Source organism: Clavibacter michiganensis, from assembly GCF_021216655.1.
GTDB classification, from domain to species: Bacteria; Actinomycetota; Actinomycetes; order Actinomycetales; family Microbacteriaceae; genus Clavibacter; species Clavibacter michiganensis.
On sequence record NZ_CP080437.1, the window covers coordinates 3,205,661 to 3,223,333 of the forward strand.

The 17,673-nt window shown below is 73.6% G+C and carries 10 protein-coding genes; 7 read left to right on the plus strand and 3 right to left on the minus strand.

Going from position 1 to position 17,673, the window contains the following annotated elements:
* Positions 1-414 precede the first annotated feature (414 nt).
* The 7 genes from K0V08_RS15245 to K0V08_RS15275 all read left to right on the plus strand — a co-directional run bounded on the left by K0V08_RS15245 (position 415) and on the right by K0V08_RS15275 (position 14,119).
* Positions 415-1,959: a sugar transferase gene (locus K0V08_RS15245; protein ID WP_079532021.1), complete on the plus strand. Its 1,545-nt coding sequence runs from the start codon at positions 415-417 to the stop codon at positions 1,957-1,959.
* Position 1,960: 1 nt separating this feature from the next.
* Positions 1,961-3,193, plus strand: a complete 1,233-nt coding sequence (locus K0V08_RS15250) for a DUF1972 domain-containing protein (protein ID WP_079532023.1) — start codon at positions 1,961-1,963, stop codon at positions 3,191-3,193.
* Positions 3,190-4,017, plus strand: coding sequence for a CDP-alcohol phosphatidyltransferase family protein (locus K0V08_RS15255; RefSeq protein WP_128516951.1), 828 nt, complete (start codon positions 3,190-3,192; stop codon positions 4,015-4,017). Before K0V08_RS15250 ends, K0V08_RS15255 begins: the two co-directional genes overlap by 4 nt.
* On the plus strand, positions 4,014-5,255 hold the full coding sequence (locus K0V08_RS15260; protein ID WP_012037509.1) for a glycosyltransferase: 1,242 nt from the start codon (positions 4,014-4,016) through the stop codon (positions 5,253-5,255). The genes K0V08_RS15255 and K0V08_RS15260 overlap by 4 nt, the downstream gene beginning before the upstream one ends.
* Positions 5,256-5,304: 49 nt before the next feature.
* Positions 5,305-11,199 carry a PKD domain-containing protein gene (locus K0V08_RS15265; protein WP_079532026.1) on the plus strand — a complete coding sequence of 1,965 codons (5,895 nt, stop codon included), beginning with the start codon at positions 5,305-5,307 and terminating at the stop codon, positions 11,197-11,199.
* 164 nt (positions 11,200-11,363) lie between these two features.
* The gene (locus K0V08_RS15270; RefSeq protein ID WP_079532029.1) at positions 11,364-12,734 is read left to right on the plus strand and encodes a hypothetical protein; all 1,371 of its coding nucleotides are present in this window, start codon (positions 11,364-11,366) and stop codon (positions 12,732-12,734) included.
* Positions 12,731-14,119 (plus strand): tyrosine-protein kinase domain-containing protein, encoded by a 1,389-nt coding sequence (locus tag K0V08_RS15275; protein ID WP_079532031.1) that lies wholly within the window; start codon positions 12,731-12,733, stop codon positions 14,117-14,119. Before K0V08_RS15270 ends, K0V08_RS15275 begins: the two co-directional genes overlap by 4 nt.
* Positions 14,120-14,261: 142 nt before the next feature.
* Here the strand turns inward: K0V08_RS15275 and K0V08_RS15280 are convergent, their stop codons facing one another.
* The 3 genes from K0V08_RS15280 to K0V08_RS15290 form a co-directional block, all read right to left on the minus strand.
* Entirely contained in the window at positions 14,262-14,717 is a 456-nt protein-coding gene (locus K0V08_RS15280; RefSeq protein ID WP_079532033.1) for a VOC family protein, read from the minus strand.
* A 38-nt stretch (positions 14,718-14,755) separates the two neighbouring features.
* Positions 14,756-15,403: a hypothetical protein gene (locus tag K0V08_RS15285; protein WP_079532036.1), complete on the minus strand. Its 648-nt coding sequence runs from the start codon at positions 15,401-15,403 to the stop codon at positions 14,756-14,758.
* Positions 15,404-15,602: 199 nt separating this feature from the next.
* Entirely contained in the window at positions 15,603-17,537 is a 1,935-nt protein-coding gene (locus K0V08_RS15290; RefSeq protein ID WP_079532038.1) for a glycosyltransferase family 2 protein, read from the minus strand.
* Positions 17,538-17,673: the final 136 nt, after the last annotated feature.

Genomic DNA, 17,673 nt, shown 5'->3' on the forward strand with positions numbered 1-17,673 from the left:
CGTGTCCCGGGGGAGCGGGCGGCGGGGCGGACGGGGTCCGTCCCGCCGTCGCCGCGCGCGGCCGCGGAGGCCACCCGACGGGGTCCGGGGGACATCCGTCCCCCGAAGGGGGAGGGGCGACGGGGCACAGGGTGCGTTTAGCATTGCCACCGTCACCACCCGCTGTTCACCCGTCGTACCCGCGATGGACGCTCCCGGACGAGGCCCACCCAGCCTGTCCTTCCCCGAGCCGTGGACCTGACGAGGTCTTCCCGGACCGCGTCGCACCCCGCATCACCCACCTGTAACCCGAAACGCAGGCACACACCCGATGAACCCGTCATCGGCGCAGGACAGTACCCGCCGTCCGCGCCCGAACGCGCCCACCCGCCCCTCCGACACCCCGCGACCGCTCGACGCGCTGCCCGGCACGCGATGAGCACCACGAGGAACCGCCCCGCGACCCGGGGCGAGCGCACCCGCCTGCGCACCGAGCGCCGCTCGGCGCACCGCCCGATCATCGGATCCGGCGTGGCACCCGTCGCGCCCGCCGTCCCGTCGGGCCGTCGCTGGGCCCGCGACTACCGCACCCGCCTCATGGCGAGCGACTGGGCGATCATCGTCGCCACCGTCCTCGTCGCCCAGTTCACGCGCTTCGGCACGGGGGACGCGGCCGTCGACGCCGGCTCGATGCAGCTCGACTACGGCATCGTCTCGGTGATCGTGGTGGCCGCGTGGATCGCCGTGCTCGGCGCCTTCCGCACCCGCGACGCCCGCATCGTGGGCGTCGGCGTCTCCGAGTACAAGCGGGTCGTCAACGCGTCGGCCATCACGTTCGGCGCGCTCGCGGTGGGCTTCCTGCTCCTCAAGGTCGACATCGCCCGCGGCTACGTCGTGCTCGCGTTCCCGCTCGGCGTCGTGGCGCTGCTGGTGAGCCGGTGGACCTGGCGCCAGTGGCTCATCCGCCGCCGCGACCAGGGCGCGCACCTCTCCCGCGTGGTGGTCGTGGGCGCCCGGGCCGACGTGGAGGACGTGGCCGCGCAGATCCTGCTGCGTCCCGCCTCCGGCTACGCGGTCGTGGGCGTCGCGATCGACGACCACCTCGACGGCCTCGAGGTCGCCGGGCGCACGATCCCCGTCGTCTCCGACCTCGGATCCGTCGCCGCGGCCGCTGCCCGCACCGCCGCCGACGCCGTCATCGTCGCCAGCCAGCCGCGCGCCGGCAGCAACGCCGTCCGCACGCTCGGCTGGGAGCTCGAGGGCTCGTCGATCGAGCTGGTGCTCGCGTCGCGCCTCACCGACGTCGCCGGCCCGCGGATCCACTTCCGCCCGGTCGAGGGCCTCCCTCTCATCCACGTGGAGATCCCGCAGTTCGAGGGCGGCAAGCACGTGATGAAGCGTGCCCTCGACATCGCCGTGGCCGGCCTCGCGCTCGTGGTGCTCGCGCCCGTGATGCTCCTCATCGCCGTCGTCGTCCGCATCGACAGCCCCGGCGGCGCCATCTTCCGCCAGGAGCGCGTGGGGAAGTCCGGCCAGGAGTTCCACATGCTGAAGTTCCGGTCGATGCGGGTCACCGCCGAGGCCGAGCTCGCGGCGCTGGCGGAGGCGAACGAGGGATCCGGGCCGCTGTTCAAGATGCGCAGCGACCCGCGCGTGACCCGCGTGGGGACCGTGCTCCGCCGCTACTCGCTCGACGAGCTGCCGCAGCTGTGGAACATCCTCGTCGGCGACATGAGCCTGGTGGGCCCGCGCCCGCCGCTGCGCCGCGAGGTGCAGGGCTACGAGAGCCACGTGCACCGCCGTCTGTTCATCAAGCCCGGCCTCACGGGCATGTGGCAGGTGAACGGCCGGAGCGACCTGAGCTGGGACGAGAGCGTCCGGCTCGACCTGTACTACGTCGAGAACTGGTCCCTGACCGGCGACGTCATGATCATGTGGCGCACCTTCCGGGTGCTCACCCGACCCGTAGGGGCTTACTGAAATGTCTGTCATCGAACCGCGTCGTCTCCGCATCGCCATGGTCGGCACCCGGGGGGTCCCCGCCGCCTACGGCGGATTCGAGACCGCCATCGAGGAGATCGGGCAGCGCCTCGCCGCCCGCGGCCACGACGTCACCGTCTACTGCCGCTCCGCGAACCGCGCGCGCCCCCGCACCCACCTCGGCATGACGCTCGTGCACCTGCCCGCGCTCAAGACCAAGTCGATCGAGACGCTCAGCCACACCGCGCTGTCCGCGATCCACCTGGCCCTCGGCAAGCGCCAGGACGCGGCCTTCGTCTTCAACGCCGCCAACGCGCCGTTCGTCCCCCTCATCCGCTCGCGCGGCACGGCCACGGCCGTGCACGTCGACGGCCTCGAGTGGAAGCGCGGCAAGTGGGGCCGCATGGGCAAGAGGTACTACCGCGTGGCCGAGCAGATGGCCGTGAAGAACGCCGACGCGCTCATCTCGGACGCCCAGGGCATCGCCGACTACTACGACCACGAGTTCGGGATCCCGACGGAGCTGCTCACCTACGGCGCCAACATCCTGCGCGACCCCGCGAGCGACCGCCTCGCCGAGCTCGGCCTCGAGCCCGGCCAGTACCACCTCGTCGTCGCGCGCTTCGAGCCGGAGAACCACGTCGACGTCATCGTCGACGGGTACACCGCGTCGGGCGCGACCCTGCCGCTCGTCGTCGTGGGATCCGCGCCGTACTCCGCCGCGTACACCGACCGCATCGAGCAGGTCGCCGCCGCCGACCCGCGCATCCAGCGCCTCGGCGGGGTGTGGGACCAGGAGCAGCTCGACCAGCTCTACGCCCACGCGCTCACCTACATCCACGGCCACTCGGTCGGCGGCACGAACCCGTCGCTGCTGCGCGCCATGGGCGCCGCGACCGCGACGCTCGCGAACGACAACGTCTTCAACCGCGACGTGCTCGGCGAGGACGGCCGCTTCTGGTCGGACGCCGCCGGTGTCGCCGCGCTCGTCGAGGGCGCGGAGGCCGCGGCCGACGAGGCCGTCGCGATCGGCCGCCGCCTGCAGGAGCGCGCCGAGGAGACGTACGACTGGGACGCCATCGCCGACGGCTACGAGGAGCTCGCGGCCCGCATGACCCGCGGCTACTCGACGCACGGCATGAGCCGCGGGATCCGCTCGGCCACCCGCTGGGAGCCGGAGCTGCGCGCGAGCGACGCCGGCCGCACCTCCTTCCTCCTCGAGGAGAGCCGGTGACCGCCGGCACCGCCGCGACCGGAGCGCGCGCCGAGTCGTACGCCGACGTCGTCCGCCGCCTCGCATCCGCCCAGAAGAAGGCGGCCCGGGGCGCGCCCGCGTACTCCATCCGCGTCAACCGTCCGGCGGGCCGCCTGCTCGCCGCGTGGGCGTACCGCCAGGGGCTGACCCCGAACCAGGTGACCGCGATCAGCGCCGCCTTCACGTTCACCGGGATCGCCCTGATCGCGCTCGTGCAGCCCGCGGCCTGGCTCGGCATCGCCGTGTGGCTGCTGCTCGCGGTGGGCTACGCGTTCGACTCGGCCGACGGCCAGGTCGCGCGCCTCCGCGGCGGCGGCTCGCTCTCGGGCGAGTGGCTCGACCACGTCGTCGACTGCATCAAGATCTCATCGCTGCACCTCGCGGTGCTCGTGTCGCTGTTCCGCTGGCCCGCCACGGACTCCGACGCGTGGCTCCTCGTCCCCGTCGTCTACGCGATCGTTGCCGCCGCGAGCTTCTTCGCGATGATCCTCAACGACCAGCTCAAGCGCGTGCACCAGGTCTCGGGCGCCACGGCCCCGGACGCCGGCCGCTCGACGCTCCTGCGCTCGCTGCTCGTGATCCCCACCGACTACGGCTTCCTCTGCATCGTGTTCGCGCTGCTCGGCGCCCCGGTCGTGTTCCTCGCGGTGTACACGCTGATGATGCTCGCGAACGCCGGGCACCTCGCCCTCGCGTCGGTGAAGTGGTTCCGCGACATGGGCGCGCTCGACGCGCGCCGTGCCGAGGCCGCGGCGAACCCGGCGGCGTCGGCCGTCGCAGGATCCGCGCGGGTGACCGCGTGACCGCCTTCGCCGGCGTCGAGCACGCGCTCGCGCAGGCCGACGGCGACGGCGCCGACCTCCGCGGCCGCACGATCCTCGTCGCGCACCCGAGCGCCGAGCTGTATGGATCCGACCGCGTGCTGCTCGAGAGCGTCGCGGGCCTCGTGTCCGCCGGCGCCCGCACCGTCGTGACCCTCCCGACCGACGGCCCGCTCGTCGCCGCGCTCACGGGCGTCGGCGCGACCGTGCACCGCGCCCCCACGCCCGTGCTCCGCAAGAGCATGCTGCGCCCGCGCGGCTTCGCGGCCCTCGTCGGCCAGTCCGTCCGCGGCCTGTCCGCGGGTCTCGGCCTCGTGCGCCGCACGCGCCCGGACGCCGTGTACGTCAACACCGTCACGATCCCGCTCTGGATCCTCGTCGGCCGCCTCGCCGGCCGCCCCGTCCTCGCCCACGTGCACGAGGCGGAGGGATCCGCGTCGCGCGCCGTCGGCACCGCGCTCGCCCTGCCGCTCGCGCTCGCCACGAGCGTGGTCGCGAACAGCCGCTACAGCGTCGACGTGCTCGCCCGCGCCCTGCCGCGGGTCGCGCGCCGCGCCCGGGTGGTCTACAACGGCGTGCCCGGCCCCGCCGCGGTCCAGCCCGCGCGCGCCGCGCTCGACGGGGGCCTCCGGGTCCTCTACGTCGGCCGGCTCTCCGACCGCAAGGGCGTGGACGTCGCCGTCGACGCGATCGTCGAGCTCCGCGACCGCGGCGCCGATGCGTCACTCGACATCGTGGGTGCCGTCTTCCCCGGCTACGAGTCCTACGAGGAGCAGCTGCGCACGACGATCCGCGTGCTCGACCTCGAGGACCGCGTCACGCTGCACGGCTTCCACGCCGACGTCACCCCGTTCGTGGCCGCCGCCGACGCGTGCGTCGTCCCCTCCCGGGTGGACGAGCCGTTCGGCAACACCGCCGTCGAGGCGCTGCTGGCCGCGCGGCCCGTGGTGGTCAGCGACACCTCCGGCCTCCGCGAGGCCGCGGGCGGATACGAGTCGGCGCAGCTGGTGCCGCCCGCGGATCCGGCCGCCCTCGCCGACGCCCTCCAGTCCATCGCGACGGACTGGGACGCGTACCGCGCCCGGGCCGCCCGCGACCGCTTCCGCGCCGAGCACCGGCACGGACCCGAGCTCTACCGGCAGCGCATCGCGCGGTCGGTGGGCACGATGCTCAGCGCCACGACGCGCGTCGGCAGCCCCCGACCGGCCAGCGACCGCTGACCACCGGCCCCCTCCCTCACCCGCTCCACCCACCCGAAGCAAGGACGAAATGAGCATCCTCTCCTCCGCGGGGCGTCGCCTGGCCGCGATGACCGCGGCCGCCGCGGTCATCCTGTCCGCGGTCGTCGTCGCGCAGCCCGCGATGGCGGACTCCGCGCCGGTCGACCCGACCGACCCGAAGACGCCCGTCACGGTCACCGCCGACCCGCTGCCCACGACCCAGATCGACGGCGTCGCCTGGTCGCAGGTCGTCGTCGGCAACACGGTCTACGTGGCCGGCAAGTTCCAGAACGCGCGCCCCGCGGGCGCCGCGGCCGGCACGAACCTCACGCCCCGCAGCAACCTGCTCGCGTACGACATCCGCACGGGCGCGCTCATCACGTCCTTCGCGCCGAAGCTCAACGCGCAGGCGCTGTCGGTCACCGCCTCGCCCGACGGATCCCGGATCTACGTGGTCGGTGACTTCACCGACATCGACGGCCAGGGCTTCTACCGCGCCGCGGCGTTCAGCACCGCGACCGGCAAGATCATCCCGGCCTTCCGCCCCATCATGGGCAGCCAGACCCGCACGGTGAGCGCCTCGAACGACACCGTGTACCTCGGCGGCACCTTCCAGAGCGTCAACGGCGCCGCTCGGAAGTACCTCGCCGCGGTGTCCGCGACGAACGGCCAGAACACGGCCTTCGTCGCGGATGCGGACACCGTCGTGGACGCGCTCACCCTCACGAAGGACGCGTCCAAGCTCATCGTCGGCGGCCGCTTCACGCAGCTCAGCGGCACGCCGACCTACGGGCTCGGCGCGGTGGATCCCGCCACGGGCGCCTCGCTCCCGTGGGCCGCGAACCAGCAGGTCAAGAACGCCGGCGCGGAGTCCTCCATCACGAGCCTGTACGCGACCGACGACCGGGTCTACGGATCCGGCTACACGTTCGGCGCCGGCGGCAACCTCGAGGGCGCCTTCTCGGCCGACCCGAACACGGGCGTCGTCACCTGGGTCGAGGACTGCCACGGCGACACCTACTCGGTCTTCGCGACGAGCAAGGTCGCGTACGTCGCGGGCCACCCGCACTACTGCGGCAACATCGGCGGCTTCCCGCAGACCGAGCCGTGGACGTTCCAGCACAGCCTCGCGTTCTCGAAGACCGCGACGGGCACGGCCGCGGCCGACCCCTACGGCTACCACAACTGGGCCGGCACGCCCTCCCCGTCGCTGCTCAACTGGTTCCCGAAGTACGTCACGGGATCCTTCACCGGCCAGGGCCAGGCGGCCTGGAGCGTCAACGGCAACGAGGACTACATCGTCGTCGGCGGCGAGTTCCCGTTCGTGAACACCACCGCGCAGCAGGGCCTCGTCCGCTACGCGATGGCCAAGGACGCCCCCAACAAGGTCGGCCCGAACGGCAACGACCAGCTCGTCCCCAAGTCGATCTCCTACACGAAGGGCGAGGCCCGCGTCTCCTGGCAGGCCACCTTCGACCGCGACAGCTCGCGCCTCACCTACAAGGTGATCCGCGACGGCAAGACCGCGACGCCCGTCTACCAGGTCACGCAGGACTCGACCTTCTGGAACCGGCCGTCGATGGGCTTCATCGACAAGGGCCTCGTGCCCGGCAGCTCGCACACCTACAAGGTGGTCGTGACCGACGCGGCCGGGAACTCCACCGACCGCAACGGCGCCTCGCCCGTCACCATCACCGACCAGTCGGGCAGCGACGCCTACGCCACGAGCGTGAAGGACGACGGCGCGACCGCGTACTACCCGCTCGACGAGAACGGCGGCACCGCCGGCCTCGACCACGTCGCGTTCGAGGACCTCCGGGTCGACAACGCCGCGCGCGGCGCAGCGGGCCCCATCGACGGATCCACCGCCACCACCTTCTCCGGCCAGGACGGGTCCTTCGCGGTCACGCCCCAGGCGGTGCAGGCGCCGGACACCTTCAGCGTGGAGTCGTGGGTCAAGACGACCTCGACCTCGGGCGGCAAGGTCGTCGGCTTCGGCGGCAGCAACACGGGCACGTCGGGCAACTACGACCGCATGGTCTACCTCGACAACGACGGCCGGATCCTCTTCGGCGTCTACACCGGCGCGACCCAGACGCTGAGCTCGGCCCCCGGGTTCAACGACGGGAAGTGGCACCAGATCGTCGCCACCATGGGCGCGGAGGGCATGAAGCTGTTCGTCGACGGCAAGCTCGCCGGCCAGCGCGCGGACACGACCCGGGGCCAGGACTACACGGGCTACTGGCGCGTCGGCGGCGACAACCTCGGCGGCTGGCCCAACCAGCCCAGGAGCTACTACCTGGCCGGCGACATCGCCCAGGTGTCGATCTACCCGACCGCCCTCACGCGCGCCGACGTCGTCGACCACCTGGTCGCGTCCGGCCGCACCTCGCCCATCCCGCCGGCGCCCTCGGACGCCTATGGCAAGGCCGTGTACGCGGCCGACCCGTCGTCCTACTGGCGCCTCGACGACGCCGACGGCTCGACGACGCTCAAGGACGCCGGGCAGAACGACGTCGGCGCCAACGTCGGACGCAACGTGCGCTTCGGCCAGGCCGGCGCCCTCACGGGTCCGGTCGGCCAGGCGGCGGCGTTCTCCGACAGCATCGCGGTGAGCCAGCAGCGGGTCTCGAACCCGACCTCCTACTCGCTCGAGATGTGGTTCCAGACGACCACCACGCGCGGCGGCAAGCTGATCGGCTTCGGCGACAACGCGGATCCGTTCAACTTCTCCGGCAGCTACGACCGCCACGTCTACATGCAGGACGACGGACGCCTGCAGTTCGGCACGTGGACGGGCCAGACCAACCTCGCGAGCTCGCCCCGCGCCTACAACGACGGCCAGTGGCACCACATGGTCGCGTCGCAGGGATCCGACGGCCTGAAGCTGTACGTGGACGGCGACCTCGTCGGCCAGAACGGCCAGACGCAGGCGCAGGGCTACGACGGCTACTGGCGCATCGGCGGCGACAACACGTGGGGCTCCTCCAGCGGCACCTTCGAGGGCCGGATGGACGAGGTCGCGGTCTACGCGACCGTGCTCGCGGCCAGCACCATCGCGACGCACTTCTCGCTCGGGACGACCGGCCGCGTGCCGAACCAGGCCCCGAAGGCCGCGTTCACGCAGACCGCGGACTTCCTGACGGCCTCGTTCGACGCGACGGGATCCACCGACAGCGACGGCACGGTCACGGGCTACGCCTGGGACTTCGGCGACGGCGTCCAGGCGTCCGGCGCGCAGCAGTCGCACACGTTCGCGGCGGCCGGCAGCTACCCGGTGACGCTCACGGTGACGGACGACCGCGGCGCGACGAACCGCACGCAGCAGGACGTCACGGTGAAGGCGGCTCCCGTCAACATCGCGCCGACCGCCGTCGTGACGGCCACCGCGACCGACCTCACGGCGAAGCTCGACGGATCCGCGTCCACGGACGCCGACGGCACCGTCGCCTCCTACGCGTGGGACTTCGGCGACGGCAGCACGGGCACCGGCCCGACGCCGACGCACGCCTACGCCGCGGGCGGCACCTACACGGTGGCGCTGACGGTCACGGACGACAAGGGCCTCACGGGCACCGCGTCCACGCAGGTGACGGTGGTGGCGCCCCCGGTCAACCGGGAGCCCACCGCGGTCATCGCGTCGACCACCGCGGACCTCGTCGCGAACCTCGACGGACGCGCATCCAGCGACCCGGACGGCACCATCGCGTCCTGGGCGTGGGAGTTCGGCGACGGCACGACCGGCACCGGGGCGTCCATCGCCCACCCGTACGCGAAGGCCGGCACCTACACGGTCGCGCTGACGGTGACGGACGACAAGGGAGCCACCGGTCGGACGACCGCGAGCGTCACGGTCACCGCCCCGCCCGTGAACCAGGCGCCCGTCGCCGCGTTCACGAGCACCGTGGCGAACCTCGTCGCCTCGCTCGACGCCTCCACGTCGAGCGACCCCGACGGCACCGTGGCGTCCTACGCCTGGGCCTTCGGCGACGGGACCACCGGCACGGGCCGCACCACGACCCACGCCTACGCCGCGGCCGGCACGTTCGCGGTGTCGCTCACGGTCACGGACGACAAGGGCCTCGCCACGACGACCACCTCGCAGGTGACCGTCCAGGCGCCCGCGTCGAACGTGCTCGCGCAGGACTCGTTCGGCCGCGCGGTCGCCACGGGCTGGGGCACGGCCGACCTCGGCGGCGCCTGGCGCGTCACGGGCGGAACGGCCATCGTCAAGGTGCAGGACGGCACGGGCCAGGTCGTCTCGCCGAAGGGCGAGACCCGCACGATGACCCTCGACGCGGTGTCCACCACGTCGTCGGACGTCAGCGCGACCTTCTCGCTCGACTCCGTCCCCACGGGCGGCGGCTCCTACACCCGGGTCAACTCCCGGCAGGTGGGGTCGGCCTTCTACCAGACGCAGGTCTGGATCAAGGCGACCGGGCAGATCCAGCTGGTGCAGTCGGAGGGGGCGACGACCATCGGGTCGTACGTCCTCCCCGGCACTACCTACCAGGCCGGCCAGCAGCTCCGCGTCCGCGTCCTGACGACCGGCACCTCGCCGACCACCGTCAAGGCCAAGGTGTGGGTCGCCGGCCAGGCCGAGCCCGCCGCCTGGCAGACGAGCGTCACCAGCTCGACCGCCGCGCTGCAGGCCGCCGGCACCGTCGGGATCCAGACCTACCTCTCGGGGTCGGCGACGGCTCCCGTCACGACGCGGATCGACGACCTGGTCGTCGCCCGCGACGGCCAGGCACCCGCACCGGTCCCGGCCAACCAGGCCCCGACGGCGGCGTTCACGTCGACGGCCAATGGCCTGACGGCGTCGTTCGACGGATCCACCTCCGCCGACGCCGACGGCACGGTCGCCTCGTACGCCTGGGCGTTCGGGGACGGCACGACGGGCACAGGGAAGACCGCGACCCACGCCTACGCCGCGGCCGGCACCTACGCGGTGTCGCTCACGGTGGCGGACGACAAGGGCCTCGTCTCGGCGAAGAAGGACGACACGGTCCAGGTGACCGCGCCGGTCGTCACGCCGGCCAACCAGGCCCCGACGGCGGCGTTCACGTCGACCGCCAAGGACCTGACGGCCTCGTTCGACGCATCCACGTCGACCGACGCAGACGGCACCGTCGCCTCCTACGCCTGGGCGTTCGGGGACGGCACGACGGGCACCGGTCGCACCGCGACCCACGCCTACGCCGCCGCGGGCACCTACACGGTGTCGCTCACGGTCACGGACGACAAGGGCCTGGCGTCGGCGAAGAAGGACGGCACCGTCACGGTGACGGCGCCGGTCGTCGCGCCGCCCGCCGCCGGGATCCTCGCGCAGGACACCTTCACCCGCACCGCCGCGAACGGCTGGGGAACGGCGGAGACCGGCGGCGCCTGGCGCATCACCGGCAACGCGTCGATCCTCAAGGTGGCGGACGGGAAGGCGCAGGTCGCCAGCCCCGCCGGCGAGACCCGCACCGCGAGCCTCGACGCCGTGAGCACCACCGCATCGGACGCGCAGGTCTCCTTCGCGCTCGACAAGGTGCCCACGGGCGGCGGCGCGTACGTGCGGATCAACTCGCGCCAGGTCGGCACGTCGTACTACCAGACGCAGGTCTGGGTGCGGTCGACCGGCCAGGTCATGATCGTGCAGTCCGAGAACGGCACCAACCTGAAGTCGGTCGTCGTCCCGAACGTCACGTACACGGCCGGGCAGCAGCTGCGGGTCCGCGCGCAGGTCACGGGCACGTCGCCCACCACGATGAACGCGAAGGTCTGGCCCGTCGGCCAGGCCGAGCCGACCGCGTGGCAGTCGACGACGACCGGGACCCTGGCGGCCCTGCAGACCGCGGGCACGTTCGGGATCCAGACGTACCTGTCGAGCTCGGCCGCCGGGCCCGTCGCGTTCACGCTAGACGACCTCGTGGTCACGGACGGCACGGCCCGATGAGCTAGGAGCCGGATGACGACGCCCCGGCGGGCGGGTCCCACGCGGACCCGCCCGTCGGGGCGTCGCACTGAGATGATCGACAGGGCCGTTCCGCGGCCGGGGGAATGGAGAGGGGGAGACATGGCGCAATCACGCCCGCGCGCGCTCCCGGGGGAGGGGACTCGATGAGCGCCCTGCTCGCCGGATCCGGCCTCCAGACCCTGCTCCTCCTCGGCATCGCGCTCGCGGGCGGCGCCCTCCTGCTGCTCGTCCTGCGGCGCCTCCCGCGCACGGCCGTCGCCCTCTGGCTCGTCGTGCTCTCCTTCGTCCCGGTCTGGTCGGGGGTGCCGCTCGGCGGCTACTACCTGCCGCCGTCGACGGTGGTCGCCGTCCTCGTGATCCTCGCGATCGTGCCCGTGCCGGCCTTCCGCGTCTCACCGCTCGACGTGCTCGTGGTGCTGATGACCGCGGCCGGATTCGCCGGCGTCGTCGTCGGCGGGAGCGCGGGCATCGGCATGTCCACGCTCGTGACGTTCCTCACCTACGCGCTGCCGGGGTACCTGCTCGGGCGCATGGCGGCGCACCGGATCGGCATGGCGTCGTTGCAGGCGATCATCGCCGTGGTCTTCACGGTCGTCGCCGCGCTCGCGATCGTCGAGTTCGTCACCGGCTGGAACCCGTTCGTGCTCCTCCCCGGCAACGCGGGCCTCCGCGAGACGTGGGCGACCCTGCAGGGGCGCGGCGGCATCGTCCGGGCGGAGGGCGCGTACGGCCACTCGATCGCGCTCGGCTCGGCGCTCGCCATCGCCATCCCGCTCACGCTCGCATCCCGCTTCGGGCTGCCTGCGCGCCTCGGCATGACCGCCCTGATGATGCTCGCCGCGGTCCTCACCTTCAGCCGCGTCGGCATGCTCGGGGCCGTCCTCGGCCTCGCGCTGTCCATCGTGTTCCTCCGCGACGCGATCTCGCTCCGCGTGCGCGCGACCGTCACCGCGGGCGTCGTCGTCGTCGCGGCCGCGGTCGCGCCCTTCGTCCAGTCCGTGTTCGACGACGCCGGCACGGAGGCGAGCGCCAGCTCCGACTACCGCGGCGACCTCTACAGCCTCGTGCCCGGCATGGGGATCCTCGGCACGACCCCCGAGGCCCACCGTGGCAGCGACGGCCGCGTCTTCTACGGCCCGTTCCGCTCCATCGACAGCCAGCTCGTGCTCACGGGCCTGACCTTCGGGCTGCTCGTCGCGGGCGCGGTGCTCGTCGCCCTCGCGATCGGCGTCTGGCTGGTCCTGCGGGGTCACGCGACCGCGGCGACCATCGCGCTCGTGGCGCAGATCCCCGCGCTCGCGTCGGTGGCGCTCATCACGCAGTACGCGACGCTCGTGTGGTTCCTGGCGGGAGTCGCGGCGACGAGCCAGATCCTCCGCCGCGACGGCGCGCCCCTGCCCGAGCCGCCGCCCGACCCCGTCGACGCACCGGCCGTCGCCGACGCCGCCGACCACCCCGATCCCGCCCGCACCACCGCCCCGCCGCTCCTACCCGGAAGAACCCCCTCACGATGACGCTCCACGAGTTCACCGCCCTGCTCCGCCGACTCTGGTACGTCGTGGTCGCCGCCACGCTCGCGGGCGGCGCGGTCGCGTTCGGCCTGTCCCAGCTCGCGACGCCCGTGTACACCGCCCAGTCGCGCCTCTACTTCTCGCTGAGCAGCGGATCCAGCGCGAGCGACCTCAACCAGGGCGCCACCTACACGCAGAGCCAGATGCTCTCGTTCGGCGAGCTCGCCGAGTCGCCCGCGGTGCTGGAGCCCGTGATCTCGGGCCTCGGCCTCGACCAGACGCCGCAGGAGCTCGCGCGCGCCGTCACCGTCACGACGCCGCAGAACACCGTGATCATGGAGATCAGCGTCACCGAGCCGTCGCCCGCGCAGGCTGCCGACATCGCCAACGCCGTCGCCACGAGCCTCCGCGACACGGCCGAGGCGTACGCGCCGACGGGCGCCGAGGGCTCGCCGACCGTCTCCGTCCGGGTGATCCAGGAGGCCCCCGAGCCCGAGTTCCAGTCCGCCCCGAACGGCCGCACCAACACGCTCGCCGGCCTGCTGCTCGGCCTCCTCGCGGGCCTCCTCGGCCTCGCGCTCGTGCGCCTGCTCGACACGCGAGTCCGCTCCGCCGAGGCCGTCGCGCACCTCACGACCGCGCCCCTGCTCGGGGCGCTCGAGCGCGAGCGCGGGGTGACCGGCCTCGCGATGGCGGTCCGGCCGCTGTCGACCGCGGCCGAGGGCTTCCGCCAGCTCAAGGCGAACCTGCGCTTCGTGCTCCTCGGCGACCGGTCGTCGAGCATCGTCGTCACGTCCTCGATCCCCGGCGAGGGCAAGTCCACGGTCGCCGCGAACCTCGCGATGTCGCTCAGCGAGGGCGGGCGCCGCGTGCTGCTCGTCGACGCCGACCTCCGCCGGCCCGTCGTCGCGCAGTACCTCGGGCTCGAGGGCGACGCGGGCCTCACCACCGTGCTCGTCGGCCAGGCGCTCCTCGAGGACGTCGTGCAGCCCTGGGGCGACGGCACGCTCCACGTGCTGACCAGCGGCGAGATCCCGCCGAACCCGAGCGAGCTGCTCGCGTCGTCGCGCATGGAGGACCTGGTCGGCCTGGCCAAGGCGACCTATGACGTCATCGTGATCGACACCGCCCCTCTCATCGCCGTCGCCGACGCCGCGTTCGTCGCGCGCATGACCGACGGCGCGATCGTCGTCGCCGACCAGACGCGCGTTCACCGCGCCCAGCTCTCCGAGGCGCTCGACGCGGTCGAGAAGTCCGGCGGATCCGTGCTGGGCGTCGTGCTCAACAAGGTGCGCCCCACGAAGGACAAGCGCGCGTACTACCGCGCGGAGGCGGAGCAGACGGGCCGCGCGGCGCGCGCGGCGCGGAAGGCGCACGCCGCGGGGTGATGCGCGGGACGGACGACGAGGGGCGCGGCCGGACCGGCCCGGATCGGGACGCGTTGCTCCGACGCGTGAGCCAGCGGGTGTCCGGGTGGGGATCGGTGGTCGAGACACCGAGAACCAGACGGGATCCGATGGCCGACGCGGACTACGGGAGCTGTGGGGGCGCGATCAGCTCGAGGAATCCACCGAGGGCACCTTCGAGGTAGATGATGCGCGTGCCGGCTCGGGGGCCACCGGCCATCCGGTGAGGTGTCCCGACCGGTCTCCAGCCGTGTCCAGCGCAGAGCTCGAGCACACGATCGAGGTCGGAGACCGTGAGCGCGATGTGCACCACGCCGACCTGCGCGGGCGAGCCGGCGGACTCGAGCAGTCGGGGCGGGTCGTACTGCAGCAGCTCCACCCGGTGGGGGCCGAGCGTCACCGTCGCTGCGCGGATCACGGCTCCATGGACGCCGGTGGTCGCCGCCGTGACCTCCACGTCGAGCGTGAATGTGCGCTCGAGCACGAACCCGAGACCGGAGCACCACAGCGCCAACGCGTCGTCGAGGTCGGCCACGGTGAGACCGGAGTGGGCGATGTCGGAGATGAGCGGTGATGCCATGGCATCAGTATCGAGCTCCGACACGCGCAGCGTCGCCGCTACTGGAACACGACCACCGGCGACCCGGCGTCGCGCGCCACGACCACGCTGATCGCGTCGGCCGACGCGGCGGGCACGCTGAACACGTAGTCGCCGGTCGCGGAGGCGCCGGGCGCGAGCGAGCCGCGGATCACGGTGTCGGAGTCGGCGGGCGTCGCGGGCGTGCGGTCGGCGCCGTAGTAGACGTTGACGGCCACGGAGTCGACCGCGACGGCCGCGTCCGTGACGTTCACGAGCTCGAGCCGCACGTCGACCGCGTCGCCGCTCAGCTCGCCCACGCGTCCGCCGTCGGTGCTCGTCGGCGTGACGGAGACGATGCGCGCCTGGATCGAGCCGGGGAACGTCGCGGTCTCGTCGAGGCCGACGGTGGTCGCGACCTCCTGGCCGAGCGCCCGGGTGTCACCGTCGGGGAGCGGGGCGGGAGCCTCCGTGGCGCCCGCGGTGGGCGCGACCTCCGACCAGTCCTTCGTGTCGGCGGCGGCCGCGGGGGCGTCGGATCCGGATCCGTTCACCACGACCGTGCCGACCACGGCGGCGACCGCGAGGACGGAGGCGGCGCCGATCACGACGACGGTGGTGCGGCGGCTGCGGGCGCGACGCTCGCGGCGCGGACGCAGGTCGGACGGGGTGCTCTCGGGTGCGGGCATGGCCTTCTTCGCTCGTCGGGTACGGCGGAAGACGGGCCCGACGACCAGGGCGGGTCGGCGGCGCGGTGCGGGCGGGCGATGGGTGGTCGACCGACGCAGGATTCCGGGTCTTCTGCCCTGGCATCGTACGTCCGGCTGCGCGCCCCGACGAGACCCCCGTCCAGGGGAGGCCGCTGGCGGCCAGGCCGCGCGGATCCGCTCAGTCGCGCCGCGCGTACTCCTGGTACGACCAGCCGAACGCGCCCGCGACCATGCCGGCGCCGCGCGCCAGCGTGCGGGTGCCCTTCGCGCGGTGCGCGACGCTGCCCGTGACGGCGCCCACCGCGATCCGCCCGGTGCCGCCGAGCGCCCGCACGAGCCCGCGCGCGGTCGCCTCGGCGCGGATCCGGGTGCGCGCGACAGGGGAGGCCGGTGCGAGCGCGACGGAGGTGAGGCTCCACGAGTTCCCGCTGCTGAAGGCGCGGAGCACGACCCAGCGGCGCGTGGTGCGGGCGCGCGGCACGACGTCGACGACGCCCGCCTCGGCGCACCAGGTGAGGAGCCCGCCCGACGCGACGAGCTGGCGCGTGAAGAGCGTGTCCTCGCCGCCCTGCGTGCCGAGGTCCACGTCGAAGCGCAGGCCAGCCGCGCGCACGGCGCGGAGGTCGAGCAGGAGGTTGTTCGTCGCGGCGACCTCGAGGCGCGTGCCGGTCGCGGGGCGCCGGCGTGCGAAGAAGCCGCCCGCGGTGACCCACGCGTCGGGCTCGACCTCGTACTCGCTGCGTACGGGGCCCGCAACGCCCGCGCTGCCCGTGGCCTGGCGTGCGCGGGCGAGGGCGGTGAGCCAGCCGGCATCCGGCCGCTCGTCGTCGTCGAGGAACACGAGCAGGTCGTCGTCGCCCGCGGCGTCGAGCGCGCGGTTGCGGGCGGCGGAGATGCCGGGCGTCGGCTCGTGCACGTAGGCGATCGGCACGGGGGAGTCCACCGCGGCGTCCTCCACGGCTGCGCCGGCACCGCCCGCCGGGTCGTTGTCGACCACGACGATCCGCACGGCGCGGGGGAGCGCGGCGTCGGCCGCGGCGGCCTCCCGCAGGTCGGCCGCCTGCGCGGCGACGAGCGGCAGGACGGCGCGGATGTCGTCGGGCCGGCGGTAGGTGAGGATCGCGACGACGAGCGAGGCCGCGGGCGCGACCGGCCGGATGGGCGCCGCGGTCGTCGGCGCGGGCGACGGCACCGCGCGCCAGCCCCCGGAGAGCCGGTAGCCGTCGAGGATCCCGCGCACGGCCGCCGACACGGGCGCCACCGGGTGGGTGAACTGCCGCCGCCCGCCCTGCAGCAGCACCTCGTACGCGATCACGGGCGTGAGCAGCCGCCACCGGCGGAGCGTCGCCGCGTCGAGGTGCCGGGCCCCGTAGAGGAGCCGGTTCCGGATGTTGTGGTAGTAGTACGTGCCCGACTTCGCCTGGCCAGCGCTCTCGTGGCCGGCGCTCTGCGTGCCGCCCTCCGCGTGTACGGCGACGGCGTCCTCCACCACGCGCAGGGATCCGCCGGCCTCCACGACCTTGCGCGACAGGTCCACGTCCTCCCAGTACAGGAAGTAGTCGTCCGAGAAGCCGCCGACCCGGGTCCAGAGCTCGTCGGTCACGAGCAGGCACGCACCCGTGAGCCACGGCTCGGTCGCCTGGCCGGGGTGCTGCGCGCGGCGGGCGGCGGAGCGGATCCGGCCGTCGGCGAGGTAGAGGTCGGAGCCGCGGAACCACGTGCTGCCGTCCGGCCGGAGGATGGTCGGCGCCGCGAGCGTGAGCGGATCCGCGGCCACGACGCCCCGCAGCACGGCCAGCTGGTCGGGCTCGATGGTCGCGTCCGGGTTGAGGAGCAGGAACTCGCGCGCGCCGAGGGCGCGGGCGGCCTGCACGCCGATGTTCATGCCCGTGCCGAAGCCCGTGTTGCCGTCGGGGTAGACGCCGTGCACGCGCGTCGACGGGTGCGCGGCGAGGTCGCGCACGCGCTCCCGCTCCGCGTCGGTGGTGCGGTTGTCGACGACCACGAGCAGCGCGTCGTCGAGTCGCTCGACGAGCGGCAGCACGTTCTCGCGCACGAGGTCGGCGGATCCGTAGTTGACGACCACGACGGCGAGGAGGGCGGGGCGGGGCATGCGGGTCCCATCGGTCGGCCGTGCGGCGGGGAGCGCCGGCGGGGTGGCGCAGGCGGGGCCGCCCTCGGGTGCGGGCGGGTGGTGGCATAGTCTATTTCCTCGACCGATGACCCCGTGGCCGTGCCCGACGTCCCGC